At 52.5% G+C, this 17,238-nt stretch carries 18 protein-coding genes; 8 read left to right on the plus strand and 10 right to left on the minus strand.

Features of this window, described 5'->3' with window-relative positions:
- Window positions 1–16: 16 nt before the first annotated feature.
- Entirely contained in the window at window positions 17–628 is a 612-nt protein-coding gene (locus FE783_RS13240) for a TVP38/TMEM64 family protein (protein ID WP_138879843.1), read from the plus strand.
- A gap of 92 nt (window positions 629–720) precedes the next feature.
- On the opposite strand, the gene FE783_RS13245 is transcribed toward FE783_RS13240, so the two are convergent.
- From FE783_RS13245 to FE783_RS13265, 5 genes are all read right to left on the minus strand, one after another.
- The gene (locus FE783_RS13245) at window positions 721–2,148 is read right to left on the minus strand and encodes a HEAT repeat domain-containing protein (protein WP_238403047.1); all 1,428 of its coding nucleotides are present in this window, start codon (window positions 2,146–2,148) and stop codon (window positions 721–723) included.
- Window positions 2,149–2,458: 310 nt separating this feature from the next.
- Window positions 2,459–3,157 carry a GntR family transcriptional regulator gene (locus tag FE783_RS13250; protein WP_158301780.1) on the minus strand — a complete coding sequence of 233 codons (699 nt, stop codon included), beginning with the start codon at window positions 3,155–3,157 and terminating at the stop codon, window positions 2,459–2,461.
- 181 nt (window positions 3,158–3,338) lie between these two features.
- Entirely contained in the window at window positions 3,339–4,553 is a 1,215-nt protein-coding gene (locus tag FE783_RS13255; protein WP_138879845.1) for a GTP-binding protein, read from the minus strand.
- 324 nt (window positions 4,554–4,877) lie between these two features.
- Window positions 4,878–5,228 (minus strand): hypothetical protein, encoded by a 351-nt coding sequence (locus tag FE783_RS13260; RefSeq protein WP_138879846.1) that lies wholly within the window; start codon window positions 5,226–5,228, stop codon window positions 4,878–4,880.
- A 49-nt stretch (window positions 5,229–5,277) separates the two neighbouring features.
- Window positions 5,278–6,273 carry a radical SAM/SPASM domain-containing protein gene (locus tag FE783_RS13265; protein ID WP_158301781.1) on the minus strand — a complete coding sequence of 332 codons (996 nt, stop codon included), beginning with the start codon at window positions 6,271–6,273 and terminating at the stop codon, window positions 5,278–5,280.
- Between the two features lie 576 nt (window positions 6,274–6,849).
- On the opposite strand from FE783_RS13265, the gene FE783_RS13270 reads away from it, so the two are divergent.
- Complete coding sequence (locus FE783_RS13270) at window positions 6,850–7,851, plus strand: CobW family GTP-binding protein (RefSeq protein WP_202916181.1); 1,002 nt, start codon at window positions 6,850–6,852, stop codon at window positions 7,849–7,851.
- A 72-nt stretch (window positions 7,852–7,923) separates the two neighbouring features.
- Here FE783_RS13270 and FE783_RS13275 read toward each other — a convergent pair whose 3' ends face one another.
- The gene (locus tag FE783_RS13275; protein WP_138879849.1) at window positions 7,924–8,904 is read right to left on the minus strand and encodes a TIGR03943 family putative permease subunit; all 981 of its coding nucleotides are present in this window, start codon (window positions 8,902–8,904) and stop codon (window positions 7,924–7,926) included.
- 28 nt (window positions 8,905–8,932) lie between these two features.
- On the minus strand, window positions 8,933–9,937 hold the full coding sequence (locus FE783_RS13280) for a permease (protein ID WP_138880090.1): 1,005 nt from the start codon (window positions 9,935–9,937) through the stop codon (window positions 8,933–8,935).
- Window positions 9,938–10,177: 240 nt separating this feature from the next.
- On the opposite strand from FE783_RS13280, the gene FE783_RS13285 reads away from it, so the two are divergent.
- A complete protein-coding gene (locus FE783_RS13285) occupies window positions 10,178–11,002 on the plus strand; it encodes an AraC family transcriptional regulator (RefSeq protein WP_138879850.1) in 825 nt (274 codons plus the stop codon).
- 61 nt (window positions 11,003–11,063) lie between these two features.
- Here FE783_RS13285 and FE783_RS13290 read toward each other — a convergent pair whose 3' ends face one another.
- Together FE783_RS13290 and FE783_RS13295 are read right to left on the minus strand one after the other, a co-directional pair.
- Window positions 11,064–12,032, minus strand: coding sequence for a sugar phosphate isomerase/epimerase family protein (locus FE783_RS13290; protein ID WP_138879851.1), 969 nt, complete (start codon window positions 12,030–12,032; stop codon window positions 11,064–11,066).
- A gap of 49 nt (window positions 12,033–12,081) precedes the next feature.
- On the minus strand, window positions 12,082–13,170 hold the full coding sequence (locus FE783_RS13295) for a Gfo/Idh/MocA family protein (protein ID WP_138879852.1): 1,089 nt from the start codon (window positions 13,168–13,170) through the stop codon (window positions 12,082–12,084).
- A 451-nt stretch (window positions 13,171–13,621) separates the two neighbouring features.
- Here FE783_RS13295 and FE783_RS13300 point away from each other — a divergent pair, with 451 nt between their 5' ends.
- The 5 genes from FE783_RS13300 to FE783_RS13320 all read left to right on the plus strand — a co-directional run bounded on the left by FE783_RS13300 (window position 13,622) and on the right by FE783_RS13320 (window position 16,170).
- A complete protein-coding gene (locus FE783_RS13300; protein WP_138879853.1) occupies window positions 13,622–14,269 on the plus strand; it encodes a hypothetical protein in 648 nt (215 codons plus the stop codon).
- Window positions 14,259–14,780 carry an accessory gene regulator ArgB-like protein gene (locus tag FE783_RS13305; RefSeq protein WP_138879854.1) on the plus strand — a complete coding sequence of 174 codons (522 nt, stop codon included), beginning with the start codon at window positions 14,259–14,261 and terminating at the stop codon, window positions 14,778–14,780. The genes FE783_RS13300 and FE783_RS13305 overlap by 11 nt, the downstream gene beginning before the upstream one ends.
- Window positions 14,781–14,783: 3 nt before the next feature.
- Window positions 14,784–14,903, plus strand: coding sequence for a cyclic lactone autoinducer peptide (locus FE783_RS13310; RefSeq protein WP_138879855.1), 120 nt, complete (start codon window positions 14,784–14,786; stop codon window positions 14,901–14,903).
- Between the two features lie 61 nt (window positions 14,904–14,964).
- Complete coding sequence (locus tag FE783_RS13315) at window positions 14,965–15,348, plus strand: LytTR family DNA-binding domain-containing protein (RefSeq protein ID WP_138879856.1); 384 nt, start codon at window positions 14,965–14,967, stop codon at window positions 15,346–15,348.
- A gap of 138 nt (window positions 15,349–15,486) precedes the next feature.
- On the plus strand, window positions 15,487–16,170 hold the full coding sequence (locus FE783_RS13320) for a hypothetical protein (protein WP_138879857.1): 684 nt from the start codon (window positions 15,487–15,489) through the stop codon (window positions 16,168–16,170).
- A 69-nt stretch (window positions 16,171–16,239) separates the two neighbouring features.
- Here FE783_RS13320 and FE783_RS13325 read toward each other — a convergent pair whose 3' ends face one another.
- A complete protein-coding gene (locus FE783_RS13325; RefSeq protein ID WP_202916182.1) occupies window positions 16,240–17,238 on the minus strand; it encodes an N-acetylmuramoyl-L-alanine amidase family protein in 999 nt (332 codons plus the stop codon).

A 17,238-nucleotide genomic window follows, 5' to 3' on the forward strand; every position in this document is an offset into this window, starting at 1 on the left:
TCAACGGTGGGACCTTATGAGATTATGGCTTCTGGCAATTACATATGCACTGGCGATCGCCGTTTTTTTCGTATACAAAGAAGAAATCGCCGACTGGATGATGTATCGCCGTCCTTCGGCGGCCGTTGCATTCGGGATCGCTTTAGGCTTCGTACTGTTTCCGGTAATCCCATACAAAATCATGATCGGCACGCTCGGGTTTATGTACGGGCCTCTGGTCGGCTTTGCGGTCAGCTGGTCCGCCGCTTCGGTTGCTTCCGTGATTGTATACGTCGTGATCCGGACGAACTTTCAGAAGCGGGGCAGAGCGTATATGGCGAAATTCGAACAAATGGACAAAGTGGCGAAAATGATGGAAAAGCGCCCGTTCGCGACGATTTTGGTCGCCCGTCTCCTCCCCGTCCTGCCGCAAACGCTCGTGAACGTATATCCCGCCTTTTTGTCGATCCGGCTGCCCACTTACGCCATCGCCTCAGCCTTGGGGAAAATACCGAGCATTCTGCTATTCTCTTACTTGGGCAATCAGCTCTTCACCAATTGGAGCAACGCGTTGATTGTGATTGGCGTATACATCGTGCTGTTGGCTTCGAGCTGGATCGGTTACCGCTTATGGATGAGAAGAGCTTAATGGTTCAGGCTCCATAAGCGTGCAAAAAACGGCTCCGTCACCGCTGTCATGCGGGATGGAGCCGTTCTCTTTTCCGCGAAGCGATCCCGCCGTTAGTACATGCTTTTTACCGTTGTTTTCGGACACCAGCGGGCCGTCTGCAGGAAAGGAAGCAGGACGTCCAACGCTTCGTTGCTGCGGATGCGCTGCAGAGCGGTTGTTGCGATGGCCGACACGTAACGATTCGGATCATCGAGTGCCCGTTTCAATGCGGGAACTGCCGCACCCGCTTCCGTCCCGAGCCGAGCGAGAGATAATCCCGCCATAAAGCGTACATAGCCGTCTTCGTCTCGCAGTGCATCGCATAGAGCAGGAACAATCGAAGCTGCCGGCTGTCCGATCATGCCCAATGCCTCGATGGCATGCAGTCGGACGAATGCGGAATCGTCTTGCAGCAGTTTGATCAGTCCGGGCACGGTACAGGAAGCGGACGCCCCGATTTCTCCCAATGCATAGGCGACATATCCGGGGACATCGCCATTCTCATAGGAGACATCCAAAGCTTCTGCGAGAGCCGGCAGCGCCTCGGTTCCTGCTGCAGCTAGCCCGTACGCGGACGTTCGGACGACCATGGGAGAAGGGTGCCTCAGCCCGTCAATAAGTGCCGCAACAGCATCCTGACCTAACGTTGCCAGAGCGTAAGCGGCGTCCAGAGCCGACGCTTCATCGGATTCGTATGTCAAGCAATCGGCCAATTGCCGGATGGATCTGCCGTCCGATTCTTCGTGTGCCCGGGCGGCTTCATACTTGGAACGATTCAAGGCCGGCGATCCGGACAGCCAGCTCCATACATGCTCCCACATAAAGGTATGGTCCATGACCGGAAGCTTGTTAGCGGAAGGCTCCCATCCTTCCCGCCTATTGTTCCAGCTCGGGTAAGCGGGCGCTTCCATGCGGAAAAACAAAAATTTCAGCATATACCGGTCGATAGCGGAAGTGTTCGGCATAGCCGTATGCCAAATGTCATACGCGATTAACGCCATTGTCCCCGCTTTACCGGTAACGGGGAGCCTGTACTCGGAACCGTCGTCGGACAGTTTATAGTGGTTATGCGTCCCCGGCATAATGGAAGAGGGCCCCATATCTTCCGTCACATCCTGCGGATAATAGAAGATCATGGCCGACCACGGGTGATGATTGCGTATTTTCTCGTTCCCCCAGTAGTTGTCTTTGTGCCAAGCTATCCCCTTGCTGCCTGCGCGGTTAAAGTGGCCGTGCCGATGGGCATGCATGATGTAGTTCGGTCCCAAAACACTCGTCAGGGCGCCTCTTACGGTCGGATGATCGAAAAACTGCTGGATTTCCGGTATGCGCGGCACCAGATTGTTGCCCAGGTTCCCCTCGTTCGCATATACCTCGTTCATTTTCTGTAATACGGATTGATGAAATTGCTGAGAAAAATCGGTTTGAAGCAGCACATAGCCGTGTGAAACGAATTGGGCCATCTGTTCGTCGGTCAATAAATATTTGATATCGATCACGGAATGATACCTCCCTATAGTGTGTGCCTTTCGGCCACAACCGCAAGATCCAAGCCAAGCCAAGTCTGCACCGGGGAGCTGCGCGATTCGTTACATCCGGACCACCTCTCCATGCTCGAAACTCAATATTATATATAATCTTTTTCGTTAATGAGATTATACAATTAAGTTATACACTATTCAACATAATTATATATAATTATTAAAATTTTATATAATCTCTACCCGCTCCGGATGTAAATAAACAAAAAAAGAACCGTACGGCGTTAGGCCGACGGCTATTCGAACAAGTATTATTTACAGAACTGTACTAGATCCATTCGTTCTGGGCCAGCTCCAACCGGTTAACCGGACCGATATCCATATAGTCCTTGTACGCGCGGCGGATATGCTCCCTCATCACTTTTTCCGCATGATCGGGGTCGCCCTGCTTAAGAGCCTCGATCAGCTCCCCGTGCTCGGACACTTCCTTTTCTTTGCTGAACTTGCGCCCGACGATCCGGTTCACCAGCTGGTTGCGAAAGGAAATGATATGAAGCATCGATACGAGGACGGAATGCTTGGACAGCATGTAAATATAATGGTGGATATAGCCGGAATCCTGCTGCAAAGATTCGATCGTATCGTCGTCAAGCTTCTTCTTCATGTCCTCATAAAATTGCTCCAAATGTTTGATATCTTTATTGGAAGCATTTTGAACGGCCAGTCGGATCGCCATCCCTTCCAATACGGAACGGAACGAATAGTGCTCGAACACATCTCTTTCACTGAGCGTGTTAATGACCGGACCTTTTTTCGGAACGAGGGTGACGATCCCTTCTCCGGCCAGCTGGCGGATCGCTTCGCGAATCGGCGTTTGGCTGACTCCCAGCTCCCGGGCCAATGTCGTCTCCACGATCCGGTCGCCCGGGTCCAACTCGCCGACGATAATTTTTTGTTTGATGAACTTCACGATATCCGCACTTAAGTTTTGCTTATTTGTTGTTGCCGCACGATTGGTTTCATTCATTGTCGGTTCACCTTTGGAAGTATGGCGTATCATTCATTATATATAACATATATATATTATATATTAAATTTCGGGAATCAACAACAAGGCAGCGGATCGTGAAGGACTATACGCAAAAAGGCCGCGCGAACGCGACCCTTTCTTAGCTATAATTATCGTATGCCGAGTACCTCCGCCAACTTTAGGGAAGCAGTTCAACTTCTTCCATCACCGCATTGGGGAATTCGTCGGGAAAAGCGCTCCAATCCGCGGCCAACTCGTCGTCGGTCAGCAAACAGTCGTCCAGTGCGGCGGATAGGCGGGCCGGTTCCATGCCGATGCCGATCACGACTACTTTATTGATCCGGTCGCCGTATACGGGGTCCCATCCGTTTCGCCATGAGTCATCCGCCGCCGCCAACTGCCGCTTCTCCTCCTCGGGCAGCGCGGCGATCCAGTAGCCGGCAGGTCCGAATTGGATCGAAGGCCCCGCCTGGCTCAAATTTTGCGCCATATCATTGCGGGTAGCGAGCCATACGATCCCTTTCGCCCGGACGATCTCTGTCGGCCAATCCGCCATCCATGCCATCAATCGGCCGGGGTGAAACGGCCTGCGCCTTTCGTAGACGAACGAAGAGATCCCGTATTCTTCCGTCTCCGGCGTATGGACCGGCTTCTCCATCTCCTTGATCCAACCGGCCGACGAGCTCGCCTCGTCGAAGTCGAACAGGCCGGTGTTCAGGATGGCTGCCGGGTCCACTTGGCCTTGAACGGTCCGGATCAGCTTCGCTCTCGGCTGAAGCTTGCGCAGGACGGCCTCCAGCTCGGCAAGCTCGCCTTCCTCCACCCTATCGCATTTATTCAACAGCAATACGTCGCAAAACTCGATCTGATCGATCAGCAAATCGACCACTTCCCTCGTATCGTCTTCCCCGACCGCTTCATTGCGCGCAAGCAGCGTCTCGCCCGACGAGAAATCGTGCCAGAAACGGTATGCGTCGACGACGGTAACCATGCAGTCGAGCCGGCAAAACCGGGTCAAGTCGATGCCGTGCTCCTCATCGATATACGTAAACGTCTGGGCAACCGGCACCGGTTCGCCGACTCCCGTAGATTCGATCAAAATATAGTCGAACCGTCCCTCCTTCGCCAGCTTCTCGACCTCCCGCAGCAAGTCTTCCCGCAGCGTGCAGCAGATGCAGCCGTTCGACATCTCGACGAGCGTTTCGTTCGTGCGCGATAATCCGCCTCCATCCTTGATCAGCCCTGCGTCGATGTTCACTTCGCTCAGATCGTTGACGATGACGGCGACCTTTAGTCCGTTGCGGTTGTGCAGCACGTGGTTCAGTACGGTCGTTTTCCCCGCTCCCAAATATCCGCTAAGGACGGTAACGGGAATTGTAGTCGAATTGTTCATTGGTTGACCTCTCATTAAAAGTAATTTTTACGATTTCCAGATGGAGCTAGTGCCGATCGGCCTGATTCGGACAACAAATAACAGCCTTCTGGGGCTCTTATTTGGCGCTTACTGCGGCCGATCTTGGAAATAGGTGTTGATCCTACTATCGCGCTAATCCGACACTTAATAGTAATTTTTACAATATAACTATATCAGTACAACGTCCCCTCGTCAATGCCGCATTGTGGCAGGCCTCTCCCATCGCACGGAAGGCTGCATGCGCTCGGAAACACAAAATCCCCGGACACGTTGTCCGGGGATTCGTTCGGGCGGCGGCTTGCCTTACCGTCCGATCCTATTGATATTCAAATTCAGACCGGTTAATTTATCGTTGACACGGGTTTGAATCTCATGCAGTTGAGCCATATCGTGCGCCAAATCGATGACTTTCGTTTTGACGACGGCGATGACGCTGCTTGCCACTCTCGCGACGTAATCGTCGGCTACCGGATTTCCGGACGGGAGTGCGCTCAGCTTGCCCAAGCTTTGCATCGCTTCGGTGCTCACCCGCAAGTTTTTGCTTTGAATTTGGTCCTGCACCGCTTTCGTCATGCCGGACAATGCCGCTTTCTGCAATTCCGGGTCCGATGCCAACAGCTTTGCCAGTTCGTCCATTCCTTTAGTATCGGGCATTCATGATTCCTCCAATATATTTAGAATTAATAGGACGACCACTCGCAACCTAACCGGTCTTGTAAGCGGCCATATTATTCAGCAATATTTCCATTCCGTGCTTGCGCATCGCGTCCTCCACCATCCAGAAGTCGGATCGGGAGCGCAAGCCATTGCACATGTGACATACCGAATGCTCCCGCGGCGGCAGCTTCCACTCGGGATGATGCTGCTGGACGATCCGTTCGAGCTCTTCCAGGCCGCGATGCGTAATGACCTTCAAGTAAACGTCGCCGAGCATGTTCGTCAGCACCTCCGGCATCGTCTGCCGGTACAAATTGCCGACGACGAACACGCCATCGTCCAGACAGACCGAGCAGCAAGGATCGACGTCGCCGTTCGGCTGGATCACCATCTGCACGCGCGGACAGAACAGCTGGTCGTCGCGCGGAATCCGGGTCTGGACAAGCCGCGGAAGCTGCTTCGCCCTGCCGACCGGCAGCACGTAGTAATTCTCGTCCCAAATGATGCGGTCGTGCCATTCCGGTTCGAAATAGTCTCTGGCGCTTTTGCCGGGACTTGTGAAATTGCTCGTTACGGACACGGCGAGACCGACCTCGAGCGCCGTTTTTGCCGCCGTCGCGGCATGCTTCGGGTTGACCCAGACCGAATGGCTTTCGTCCATCGATACGGCCACTTCCACCAAGCCGAGTGCGCGCAGCTCCTGCAGACGGCGCCTCGCAAGCTCGGGGTTGTTCCCCCAAAATCCGTTCGTCGTGATCGACGTCATGAAGCCGTAGTCGTATAAATGCTTATGTACTTCCAGCATTTCGTCGTAGCGGAGAAACACTTCCCCTCCCGTGAAGCCCGCCGTCTTGCAGTAAGGCACATACTCGGAGAAGTCGTGAATCCACTGCCTGACGCCGCTGATGTCGATCACGCCCTTCTTCGAAGGACCGTCGTCGTTGCAGCATATATCGCAAAACGCGTTGCATTGCCTCGTCAGACTGAATACGAGATCCTGAATGCGGACGTGTCCCCGCAAACTCGTCTCCGTCAGCTGCATCTCCTCCGCCAGCGAAATCGGAAACCCCTCCTTTCCGAAAAAGTGAGAAGACCGTATGTAAAACATGCATGAGGTATTTTCAATATAGCAATCCGTCCGAGGAGCTGTCATGGGAATTACTCCCTATTCAGGAATAAGCCGTTCGGTGTAATTTATGCTGCCGGATCGTGCGGAATCAGGCATGATTTTCACCCCGGCCCGTATGCCATTCGGTCCGCTTCCGAAACACGGCTCGAATGCTCGCAGAACTAGAAGGGAAGCGCCAAGAGTGCTTACGGCACTAATCGGCTCCGACAATTACTGCAGCGGCCGGCTGCCCGAGCCGGTCTACCGGCGCTATGACGGAACGCCGCGCTTACAGCCGGCAGGAGCATGTTTTCGTACGATCCGTCATATATGTAATTGTTGAGGCTGTTGAAAAAGTCTGCAAGAGAGGAAGCGCTGAAGTCAGGAGGTGGGGGAATGCGCTCCACTTCCGTTAAAATCGTGTTGTTTTTTTGAATTTTCAGCGGTTGAAATGCCTGCTTAAAAATCGTAAAATTTACTATAAGAAGCAACATCGAAAGGATGATTCGTATGAATAAACGAATACCGGTTATCGTCATCAGCGGATTTCTCGGCAGCGGGAAGACGACGCTGCTGGTGCGTCTGCTGAAGGGAGCCGCGGAACACGGGTTGAGGCCCGGCGTGCTCATGAACGAGCTCGGCAAGCTCGATGTCGATGGTCACATTCTGGAGGAGCACGCGAACGCATCGGTGCAGAAGCTGCTGGACGGCTGCGTGTGCTGCAGTAGGAAAGAAGAGCTGCTCGGCGCTCTGAAGTCGTCAGCGGACCAGCGGCCCGACCTGATCGTGATCGAGCTTACCGGCGTCGCCAATCCCGAGGAGATCGCCGAAACGATTACGGAGCCCGAGCTGCAGGACATTCTTTACTTGAGACACGTCGTCACCGTGCTGGATGGCGAGCACATTCTCGACTACAACAGCCTATTCGCGGCGGATAAACAGCTCGTGCGCACGCTGAGGCGGCAAATCGAGGTGGCCGACCGGCTGCTGCTCAACAAAACCGACTTGATCCCGCCCGCGAAGCAGGCCAAAATCGAGAAAACGATCCGCAAATACAACGATCGGGCTCCGCTCTATCCGACGACGCAAAGCCGCATGGACTTGAGCCCGCTGTTTGCCGATATCGAATCCGCCGCATCCCCGGCCGCAGCCGCTTCGTCACAAGCGTCAATAGCTCCGAAGGCTGCGATCCGCGGCGTTGCGACGGTCGTTAAGCGGCAGGAGACGAAGTCTTTTTCGCGCATCCAGACGATTTCGCTCCCTTGGAATCGTACGGGTGGCGCCACCCGCTCGAAGGTGGAGAAATTTTTACGGGCTTGGGATGACCGGCTGCTGCGGGCGAAAGGATACATATGCTTTGGCGGTGACGACTCCGTTTATTTGATGCAATATGCCGGCCAAAGAACGGTATGGGAGCGATCCCGTTACGCCAGCGAGCCGTATGTTGTGTTTATCGGTATCGACCTGGACGAGGATCGGCTGGCCGAACAATGGAGCCGGATCTTCGATTGACATCGGCAGTGCCATGAAGCAAGAAAGGGCGATGCATGACGCGCTCCCGCGTTCCGCATTGCCCTTCTTCATTTAGTCCGCCAGCTTCTCGAATTCGTCATAATACGGATACACGTAAGGCGTCTCGGGCGCCTGTATGCTCTCGATGCTCGTCGCATTCAGTCTCATGATCTCGTTGTCCCTGTACTTCGTCGTGCCGATCGTTCCGACGATTTTCACCCAGGAGTCTTTCTTCAATGTTTTAGCCGCGGCGCTCTCCACCAGAACGCCGTACGGGGAAGAATCGGCCGAACAGCACATCATGGACAGCCGAGATACGACGAATTGATCTTCCCTCATGTCCGGCTCGCGGTAGACGAATCCGGTAATCTCCATTTTCTTGCCGACATACCGGTCGAGAAACAGGTCGACTGCCGTCAAAAGCTCCATAAAGCCGGTTTCCTTGATCACAATGCGATCCTGCTTGTAAAGCTTCATCCCGAGGGAAACGTAAGGCTCGCTGAACCCGTCGGACGGAAACAACCGCTTCAGCTCCTCATCGGAGGAGGAACGCGTTTCCGCCCTTGTGTCCGCCGTTACCGCCGATGCCGATAGTTCGGGCGTCTTCACAGCAGGAGCTTGAACCGCAGCATCTGGCGGCCCAGCCGCCTTGCCGTCCGCTTTAGCCGCACCGCTTGCGCCGCTCAGATTCATTCCTTTCATCGCCACGACATCGCTTCCCATGAGCTTGTCGGGAAGCAGGAAGCCGAGCGTCAGCGGGAGCAGAAACAGGCCGTACAGCCATAGGTTCCGAACGATCGAGCCGGAGGGCATATGCTCGCATTCGCACGGCGTCCCGGACTTGCCGAGAAACGACCGCAGCCCGAGAAAGCCTTGATACAAAGCGATGACGAACAGAGCGATAGCCGCGCATTTCACGTACATCTCCATTCGCGGGGCGATGTAATAAACGAGGCTCCCGGATTTGACTAGATGCAATATATAAAAACAAAATCCGGCCATAATGACCGCGCGAAACAAATAATGAACGGTAAGCGAACGACTCCCGATCATATCGAGCACCTCCTTTAGCCTCCGACAATTACCTCAGCACAAGCTGCCCGGCGACAGCCGCTCCCAAAAATACGAACAGTACGACAAGTACGAACAACGTCAGAACAAACTTTACGCGGAATACGGAAGCGAGCATAAGCGTCGACTTCAGGTCGAGCATCGGCCCGAACACCATAAACGTCAGCAGAGAGCCGGCCGAGAACGTACCCGCGAAGGACGAAGCGACGAAAGCGTCGGACGTCGAGCATAATGACAATAAATAAGCCAAACCCATCATGAAAAAGTGGGACATAACCGGATCTTGTCCGACCTCAAGCAAGCTGCCGCGCGGAACGAACGTCTGCATGGCCGCGGCCACGACGGATCCGAATATCAAATATTTGCCCATATCGAAAAATTCCGCTCCGGCATGCTCCAGCATCGCGAATACGGGATTGCCGCGGGCATGCTTATGCGCCCTCCCCTCTTCATCGGAGGATTCATACAGCGTGACGGCGCTGTGCTTCAATACGCTCTTCTTGAACAAGCCGTACACGATCAATCCGACGGCGGTTCCGACGAATAAAGCGAGTCCCATTCTCGAATAAAGCATCTCCGGGCGATTCCGGAACGCCATGAAGGTCGCCGCATAGACGATCGGATTGACGATCGGGCCTACCAGTATAAAGACGACGCCGATATAAAGCGGCATTCCTTTGGCGACCAGCCTGCGGATGACCGGAATCATGCCGCATTCGCATATAGGGAACAAGAAGCCGAGTACACAGGCGAACAAGATGCCAAGCAGCGGGTTTTTCGGAGCAAACCGCCGGATCCAGTTTTCCGGAATGAATATTTGCACGAACGACGATACGAGCACTCCGAGCACGATAAACGGCAATGCTTCCAGAACGATGCTGACGAACATCGTCTTGAACGACTGTATATTTTGTACCGCCGGCATATTGAAATCCAAGCTGACAAGCACTCCCGGATTCATCGCCATAATGATCAGGAAGCTGATCAGCAGCAGGAAAAAACCGTGAAGCGCCATCTGGGAAATGACCGAACGCAAGCTGCAAGCCTCCCGTTCAAACCGGTTCACAAGAAACGGGTTATCGTTATGTACCACTCACCCCTTCATTCTATCAGTAATATTTACTATTATCCACCACAGAAATACGGCTTTCCGATGAATTGCGGACTTGTACCCTTTTCTGATATGTTTATGTCGTCCGTTCCGATCATGAATCAAGTGTATCATTAGCCATGCTGACGATTAGGGAGGTTGAATATGAACATGCTTGCTTGCGAGGTGCTGTCGGCGGGCTACTCTCATCATACGAAGCCGTTTTATATCCAATCGACCCGGGGCTTGCGCAACTATTTGATCCGGTTCCAAGTCGAAGGCTGCTGCCGGGCGCTCGTGGACGGAGAAGTGAAGCTGATCGTGCCGGGGGATCTGCTGCTGTACAAGCCGAAGGACCAATACGACCTGCGGGTCGAAGCCGAGCTGCAGCAGAACGGGGAGCTCGAAGTGTCGAGCGGGGACTACTATTTCTTCTGCCGCGGCTCCTGGCTGGAGGAATGGTGGGAACGGACGGCCAAGCGCCAGAAGCTGAAGCTGCCGATCAACGAAGACGTGCTGCACTTGTGCCGGCAAACGATTCTGGAGCAGCGCAGGGCGAAAGCGCCGGCCAAGGAGATGGCCGAATATTACTTGCGGCTGTTCTGCTTGACGATCGAACGGGCGAGCCATGAGCAGCAGACCGCATCGGGCAAAGGAAAATCGTTCCTCGCCTACGAGATGAAGCGATATATCGAGGAGCACGCGCTTTCTCCGCTGAAAATCGAGGATGTGGCCGCGTACGTCGACTTGAGCGTTTCCCGTGCCGTCCATCTGTTCAAGTCCGTGTTCAACCAGACGATCATGCAGTATGTGCAGCAAATCCGCCTGTCGGTCGCCCGGGAACGAATCCTGTTCAGCAAAATGTCGCTCGAGCAAATCGCCGAAATGTCCGGCTTCAACAGCTACACGTACTTCTTCCGCGTCTTCCGCGCGCGCTACGGCCTTAGTCCGAAGGAATATCGTGAAGGAGAGACGAACTTGATCGATTAGCCCTGTCCAAGAAACGGAGAAAAAAAAACGCTCCTCCGAACGAATCGGAGAAGCGATTGACTTACACCCACCACATTTGTCCGAGCGGCTCCCGCAGCAGCACCTGCTGCAGGTTGGCAACCGCCTTCGTAAAGCCTTCGTCGACCGACATGAGTCCGTCCTCGTGCTCGATGCTGACCACATAGTCGTAGCCGACAAGACGAAGCGCGCTCAAGATGTCCGCCCACGTCTTCAAATCGTGGCCGAAGCCGACCGTGCGGAACTGCCACGCCCGATCCAGCATCAGCGCGTACGACTGCATGTCGGTTACGCCGTGCTTGTTGACGTTGATCGGATCGATCGTCGTGTCCTTCGCGTGGAAGTGATGGATCGCGCCGGCGCGGCCCAAAATGTGAACCGCTTGAACCGGGTCGATTCCTTGCCACCACATATGGCTCGGATCGAGGTTCGCGCCGATCGCTTCGCCCGCCGCTTCGCGCAGACGGAGCAGCGTGCCCGGACTGTGCACGGAAAATCCGCCGTGCAGCTCGAGCCCGATCTTCACATTGCGGTCGGAAGCGTAACGCCCCCACTCGCTCCAGTACGGAATGACTTTCTGCTCCCACTGCCATTTCAATATTTCTTGATATTCGTTCGGCCATGGCGCAACCGGCCAGTTCGGATATTTGGCATCCTCGTGATCGCCCGGGCAGCCGGAGAACGTGTTGACTACCGGCACCTCAAGCCGCTCGGCCAAATCGACGGTTTTCACGAACGCATCGTGAAATTCCTTGGCGATTTGCTTCTGCGGATGAAGCGGATTGCCGTGGCAGCTCAAAGCGCTGATCGTCAGCCCGCGGGACTCGACCGCCTGCTTGAACGCCTTCAGCTTGGACGCGTCGCCAAGCAGCGTATCGGGGTCGCAGTGCGCGTTGCCCGGATATCCGCCCGTACCGATCTCGACCGCCTCCAGCCCTTTGGATGCGATGTAATCCAACGCTTCCTCGAGCGGACGACCGGCGAACAACACGGTAAATACACCCAGTTTCATGGCAATTTCCTCCTTCCGGATATAGGTTTTCTTTAAAGCGATTATTGTATTATTGATTCAAGTAAACCGTTTTACCGGTCCGGCCGGACTCGTACAGAGCCTCGAGAATTTCCGTTACGACAAGCGCTTGCTCTGGCTTGACGAGCGGATCGGTATCGTTCAGGATGGCGTCGACCCACAGGCGCGCTTCCATATCGCCGCTCGATTCTTTCTTGCCGGCATAGAAGTCCACGCCGCCCGAATCGGTTTTCACGGTCGTGTCGTACAGACGGCTGAATTGCTCGCCGTTCACGCGCAGACCGTTCTCCATGTCGGCTCCGCCCTCCGTACCGCACAGTACGGCTTTAGCTTCGCCCACTTGCAGCGTATTCAGCGCCCAGCTCGATTCCAGCACGATCGTCGCGCCGTCCTCCATTTTGATGAAGCCGAATGCGGAATCCTCCACCGTAAACTTTTTCGGGTCCCACGGTCCCCAGGCGTTAGCCGCATTTTCCCTCTTGCCGAGCTTATGGAATACGGAGCCCGTAACGCTGACCGGCTTGTAGTTGTCCATCATCCACAGCGTCAAATCGAGCGCATGCGTGCCGATATCGATGAGCGGTCCTCCGCCTTGCTTCTCTTCGTCAAGGAATACGCCCCATGTAGGAACAGCACGGCGTCGGATCGCGAGCGCCTTGGCATAGTAAACTTCGCCAAGCTGTCCGCTCTCGGCGACCTTCTTCATGTGCAGGCTGTCCGGACGGTAGCGGTTGTTGTAACCGATCGTCAGCTTCTTGCCGGTCCGTTTAGCCGTTTCGACCATCCGGCGGGCGTCGGCTGCCGTTTTCGCCATCGGCTTCTCGCACATGACATGCTTACCGGATTCCAGAGCGGCGATCGAGATTTCCGCATGGGAATCGTTCGGTGTACAAACGTGCACGACATCGAGCGTTTTGTCTTCAAGCAGCTCGAGATAGTTCGTGTACACTTTCGCCCCTTCTACGCCGTATTGCTTGGCGGCCTTGTTCGCGCGCTCTTCGTCGATGTCGCAGAATGCGACCATTTCTACTTGTGCGAGCTTGGCCAATGCCGGCATATGCTTGCCATTGGCGATACCGCCCGTTCCGATAATGCCGACTCTCAATTTTGCGTTTGCCATGGAAAAGAACCCTCCTACTATTTGCTTGCTCGAATGGGCATGACTGTATAACTTTCAGTTCTATGTAATCATAAAGCGTATTCTTTGAACATGAAGTATATGATAATAAAATGAACTATTTGGCTACGATTATTTCATCCAATTATTTCTATCCGAAGCGTAAAGCAGCCTGCGCAAGGAGTTCGGCGGTCCCGATGCTTGCTGGCTAGCGGCTGCAACGTCAAAATATTACGAAATTCGATACGAATTGCCGGCGTTCGATCCCGGATGGAGAACCCGTTTTCTCAATATGGGGATACTTTCCATTTGAATTCCATAAATAAACTATTATACCATATTTTTTTCGAGCAAACTGATACGATTCGACTGTTTATTTTTTACTTCATAGTTCTATCGGCATATAGTATAATGAAAGCAATTTCACAGTATGACTTCGATTGGGGATTTTTGTATGAATGTGTTGTTGTTTTTGTTCTTCTCTTCCTTAGAGTGGTTTTCTCTCATTATTTTATCTTTCGCTTTGTTCAAGTTCGAGATTCGATGGTACCGGGGACAGATCGTATTATCGGCGTTTTTGCTTTCCTTGCTATCATACATACTGTTCGAAGTGCTTAATTTGACTGCAATTGCATCGCTTCTGCAGCCGCCTATCGTCTTTTTATTCTTTTGGCAAATTTTCAGGGTAGCCTTGTTCTATGCCGGACTTATGGCAATCAACGGATACTTGGGATATGTAGTAGTCAATGCGCTTGTTTTCAATGTTTTCAGAATTTTCGACATCATGCTTGTACCGGGAACGCAGCATATGTACGAGGCCCAAGCGATATCGGCCTTTATTGCATTGGTACTCTCTTGGCTGGTTCACAAATACCGCATCGGCTTCACTTTCGTTCCTCACGGAGATCGTGCGAACGTCAAGTTGTCCGGCATAAATTTGAGGCTGTTGTTGTTTACGATAGTCGGTTACATAGTTATTTCCAGTGTAAATTACTTGTATTTTCTCGGAGACTATACGTTCTTGTTCCTGTTAGTTGCCATGGTCGCGCTAGCATTGTTACAATATTGGGTCTTCAGGAGGGAATATTCCGATGATCATTGAGGCATGGTCGGAGAAAATTGCCGTTTCCATCAAGAAGGTCAACGAGAATGAAACCGTCAGCGTCGGCGTTATGAAATTTGCCCTGATTATCGTATTCAACTTCACTATACCGTTCCTTATATCGCTATGTATCGGAGCGATTGGAGGAAAGTTTTCCGACACTTTGCTTGCCATAGCCGCTTTCGTCATGCTTCGCATGCTCTCGGGCGGCTACCACTTCAAATCCTCCACCGTCTGCATGCTGTCCATGATCGTGGTAGCCGTCATACCTCCCTACATCCACTTTTCCGAATTGTGGACCCTTATCTTCACTATTACCAGCATGGTTCTCGTTGCCCTGCTAGCGCCCTCCAATATGCGAGGTTATCATAGAATGCCGGAGAAATATTATCCGCTGATGAGAATCGCCTCCGTCCTATTGGTAGCCAGCAACTTGGTAGTAGCCTCCGAGATTATGGCGCTAGTGTATCTGCTCCAAGCCGTTTCGTTATTCGGGTGGAAGGAGGTGTAGTAGATGGCGACATTAGTGGCTAAACTTGCTTCATCGATCCTGAACGGAATTGCTCGTTTTTTTGTACAAACTGCTTCTCCGGTAGGTCACCAACCAGAAATTCCTGAAGAGCTGAAGAAGTAATGATTCAATAGGCTGTCAGGGTGTTCTGGCAGCCTTACCCTTTTTTGGAGTTGACTGAATCGTGAAATACCCCGTTACCCCCGATCCGGATAACTTTCAACAAGTCGTCATGTTGGATCTGCAAGACATTGTGAAAATAGAGGTGAACGATCGGAGCGTCACCTTTCATACACTGGAACAAGTTTACTATCCGCTTGTGTGGACAATTTCCACATTAGAACCACATTTGCAGCAATTCGGATTTCACCGGTTGGATCGAAACAACCTAGTGAACCTTAATAAGGTTACCTATTTCGATGAAGAGCGCGCGCTCGTTTTTTTTGACTCCGAAATTACAAATAATAGCAAATTTGCTACAATATCGAATCGGGAGAAGATAAAAGTTAAAAAGGAAATGAGTAGCCGGCTCGAACAAGCTAGGAAAGATGATAACGCTAAAATGTAACTAATTTATACGCAAATCCAGCCGCTCGCAGGAGTGACTTTCTTATAATTTATTACAAATAATTTTGATGCCATTTGAATCAATCTGTAGTATGATAGTCTTTACTATTACGGACTTCAGGAATTACGGAGAAGATTCATGAGCGTTTTAATTTTCCTTATATTTTCCATGTGGGAATGGTTTGCTCTCATCATGCTGGCTTTTGCACTATACAGATTCGAAATCCGCTATCATTTAGGCCAGATTGTATTTGCCTCATTTCTGCTAGCCTTGTTTTCCTATATGGTGTTTAATGTGTTTGAGCTGAAGTTATTCGCAACTCTCATTCAGCCTGTTGTCGTTTTTTTATTTTTTTGGCTTTTGTTTAAAATCCCTGTATTTTATGCGGGAATTGTTGTGGTAAACGGATACTTAGCCTATTGTTTGGTAACGTCGTTGATTTTTTATACAATTCATCAATTCGGAATTACCTCTTACCCTTCGACCCTTACGAGTTATATTACTCAAACGGTTAGCGGGCTGCTCGTTTTGCTGCTTGCGCGAGTAGCAGTCAAGTATCGAATAGGATTTTCATTCGTTCAGCACGGACGCGAAATTGTAATGAAAAACATTTCAGGGACAAACCTAAAGCTCCTTTTGTTAACCATTGTCGGGTATATAGCTCTTTCCAGCTTTAACATTTTATATTATGGAACCAACAATACCTTATTCATACTCATATCCGCGATCGTCGCCTTCAGTTTGTTGCAGTATTGGGCATTCAAGAAGGAGCATGAAGCCGCTTTTTGGCGAAGAAACAAGAAATATAAGATCGATGCATGAACAAACCCCCGACATTGTCCATTCCGGACATCATCGGGGGTTCTTCGTATCGCTAACCAATGATCAAAATCAGTCCTTCGGCAATCGAATCCAGTTGCCGCCAAGCCACGTATCGATTAGGTACCATTGCCCGGCCTTCTCGCGGGCTGTGACCGTCTGCGGCCCCAAATACGCTCCTGTCGGGATGAGCTTGCCGCCCGAGCGATCGTATAGATCGACGTTCCCTTTCAATGCAAACGTTTCGTGATGCGGTTGCGGATTCCATGCCGACTTGCCCGCAATTTCCGTAATATAGCGATTTACGCCATCCGCTATGCCTTCCGCCATCTTCTCCTGGTAATCATCCGTCGAGAGCAGCCGGTCTTCCTCGGGGTTCGTCATGAACCCCATCTCGATCAGCACATTCGGCACGGTTGACCAGTTGAACCCGGACAAATCGTCCCGGGCTACCGTTCCGCGAGATTTCACACCGGTCGCCGCGACCATATCCGCCAACACGATGCCTGCCGCCGATTTGCTCAGCCTGTACAACTCGGGCGTTGCCGAGACGGATTCCGCCGGGTACAGCACAGACGCTCCCCGCGTCTTGGACGACGTATCCCCGTCTGCATGAATCCGTACAAACAAGTCGGCGCCGGCGGCATTCGCGGCCTCGGCCCGCTCCTTGTTGCTGATATCGACATCGTTTCTTTCCCGGGTCATAACGACGGTATACCCTCTCGCCTCCAGTTTATCCTTGAGGCGCATGGACACTTCCAAAGTGAGTACGTATTCCGGTTTGCCCGTAGCGACGCCGCGCGTACCGGAAGCTACCTTCCGCTTCATCTCTTCGGAACCGGGCCCGACCGGCTCCAATTCGTTATTGCCTTTCTCCTGATGTCCGGGATCGATGCTGATCACAGGCGGGGCGTCCGCACGATGCACATCTGCGGCGGCAGGAGCTTTCACGGTTATGATCGATACGGCCAGCAATGCCGTCAATAACAGAGCGGCTGTTTTTCCTTGGCGGACCGCTTTGGCCCGCGATGCCGTTTGGTTCATGTTGTTAATCGTTTCCTTGCTGTCCAT

This window comes from Paenibacillus mesophilus, from assembly GCF_005938385.1.
Classification (GTDB): Bacteria; Bacillota; Bacilli; order Paenibacillales; family NBRC-103111; genus Paenibacillus_AB; species Paenibacillus_AB mesophilus.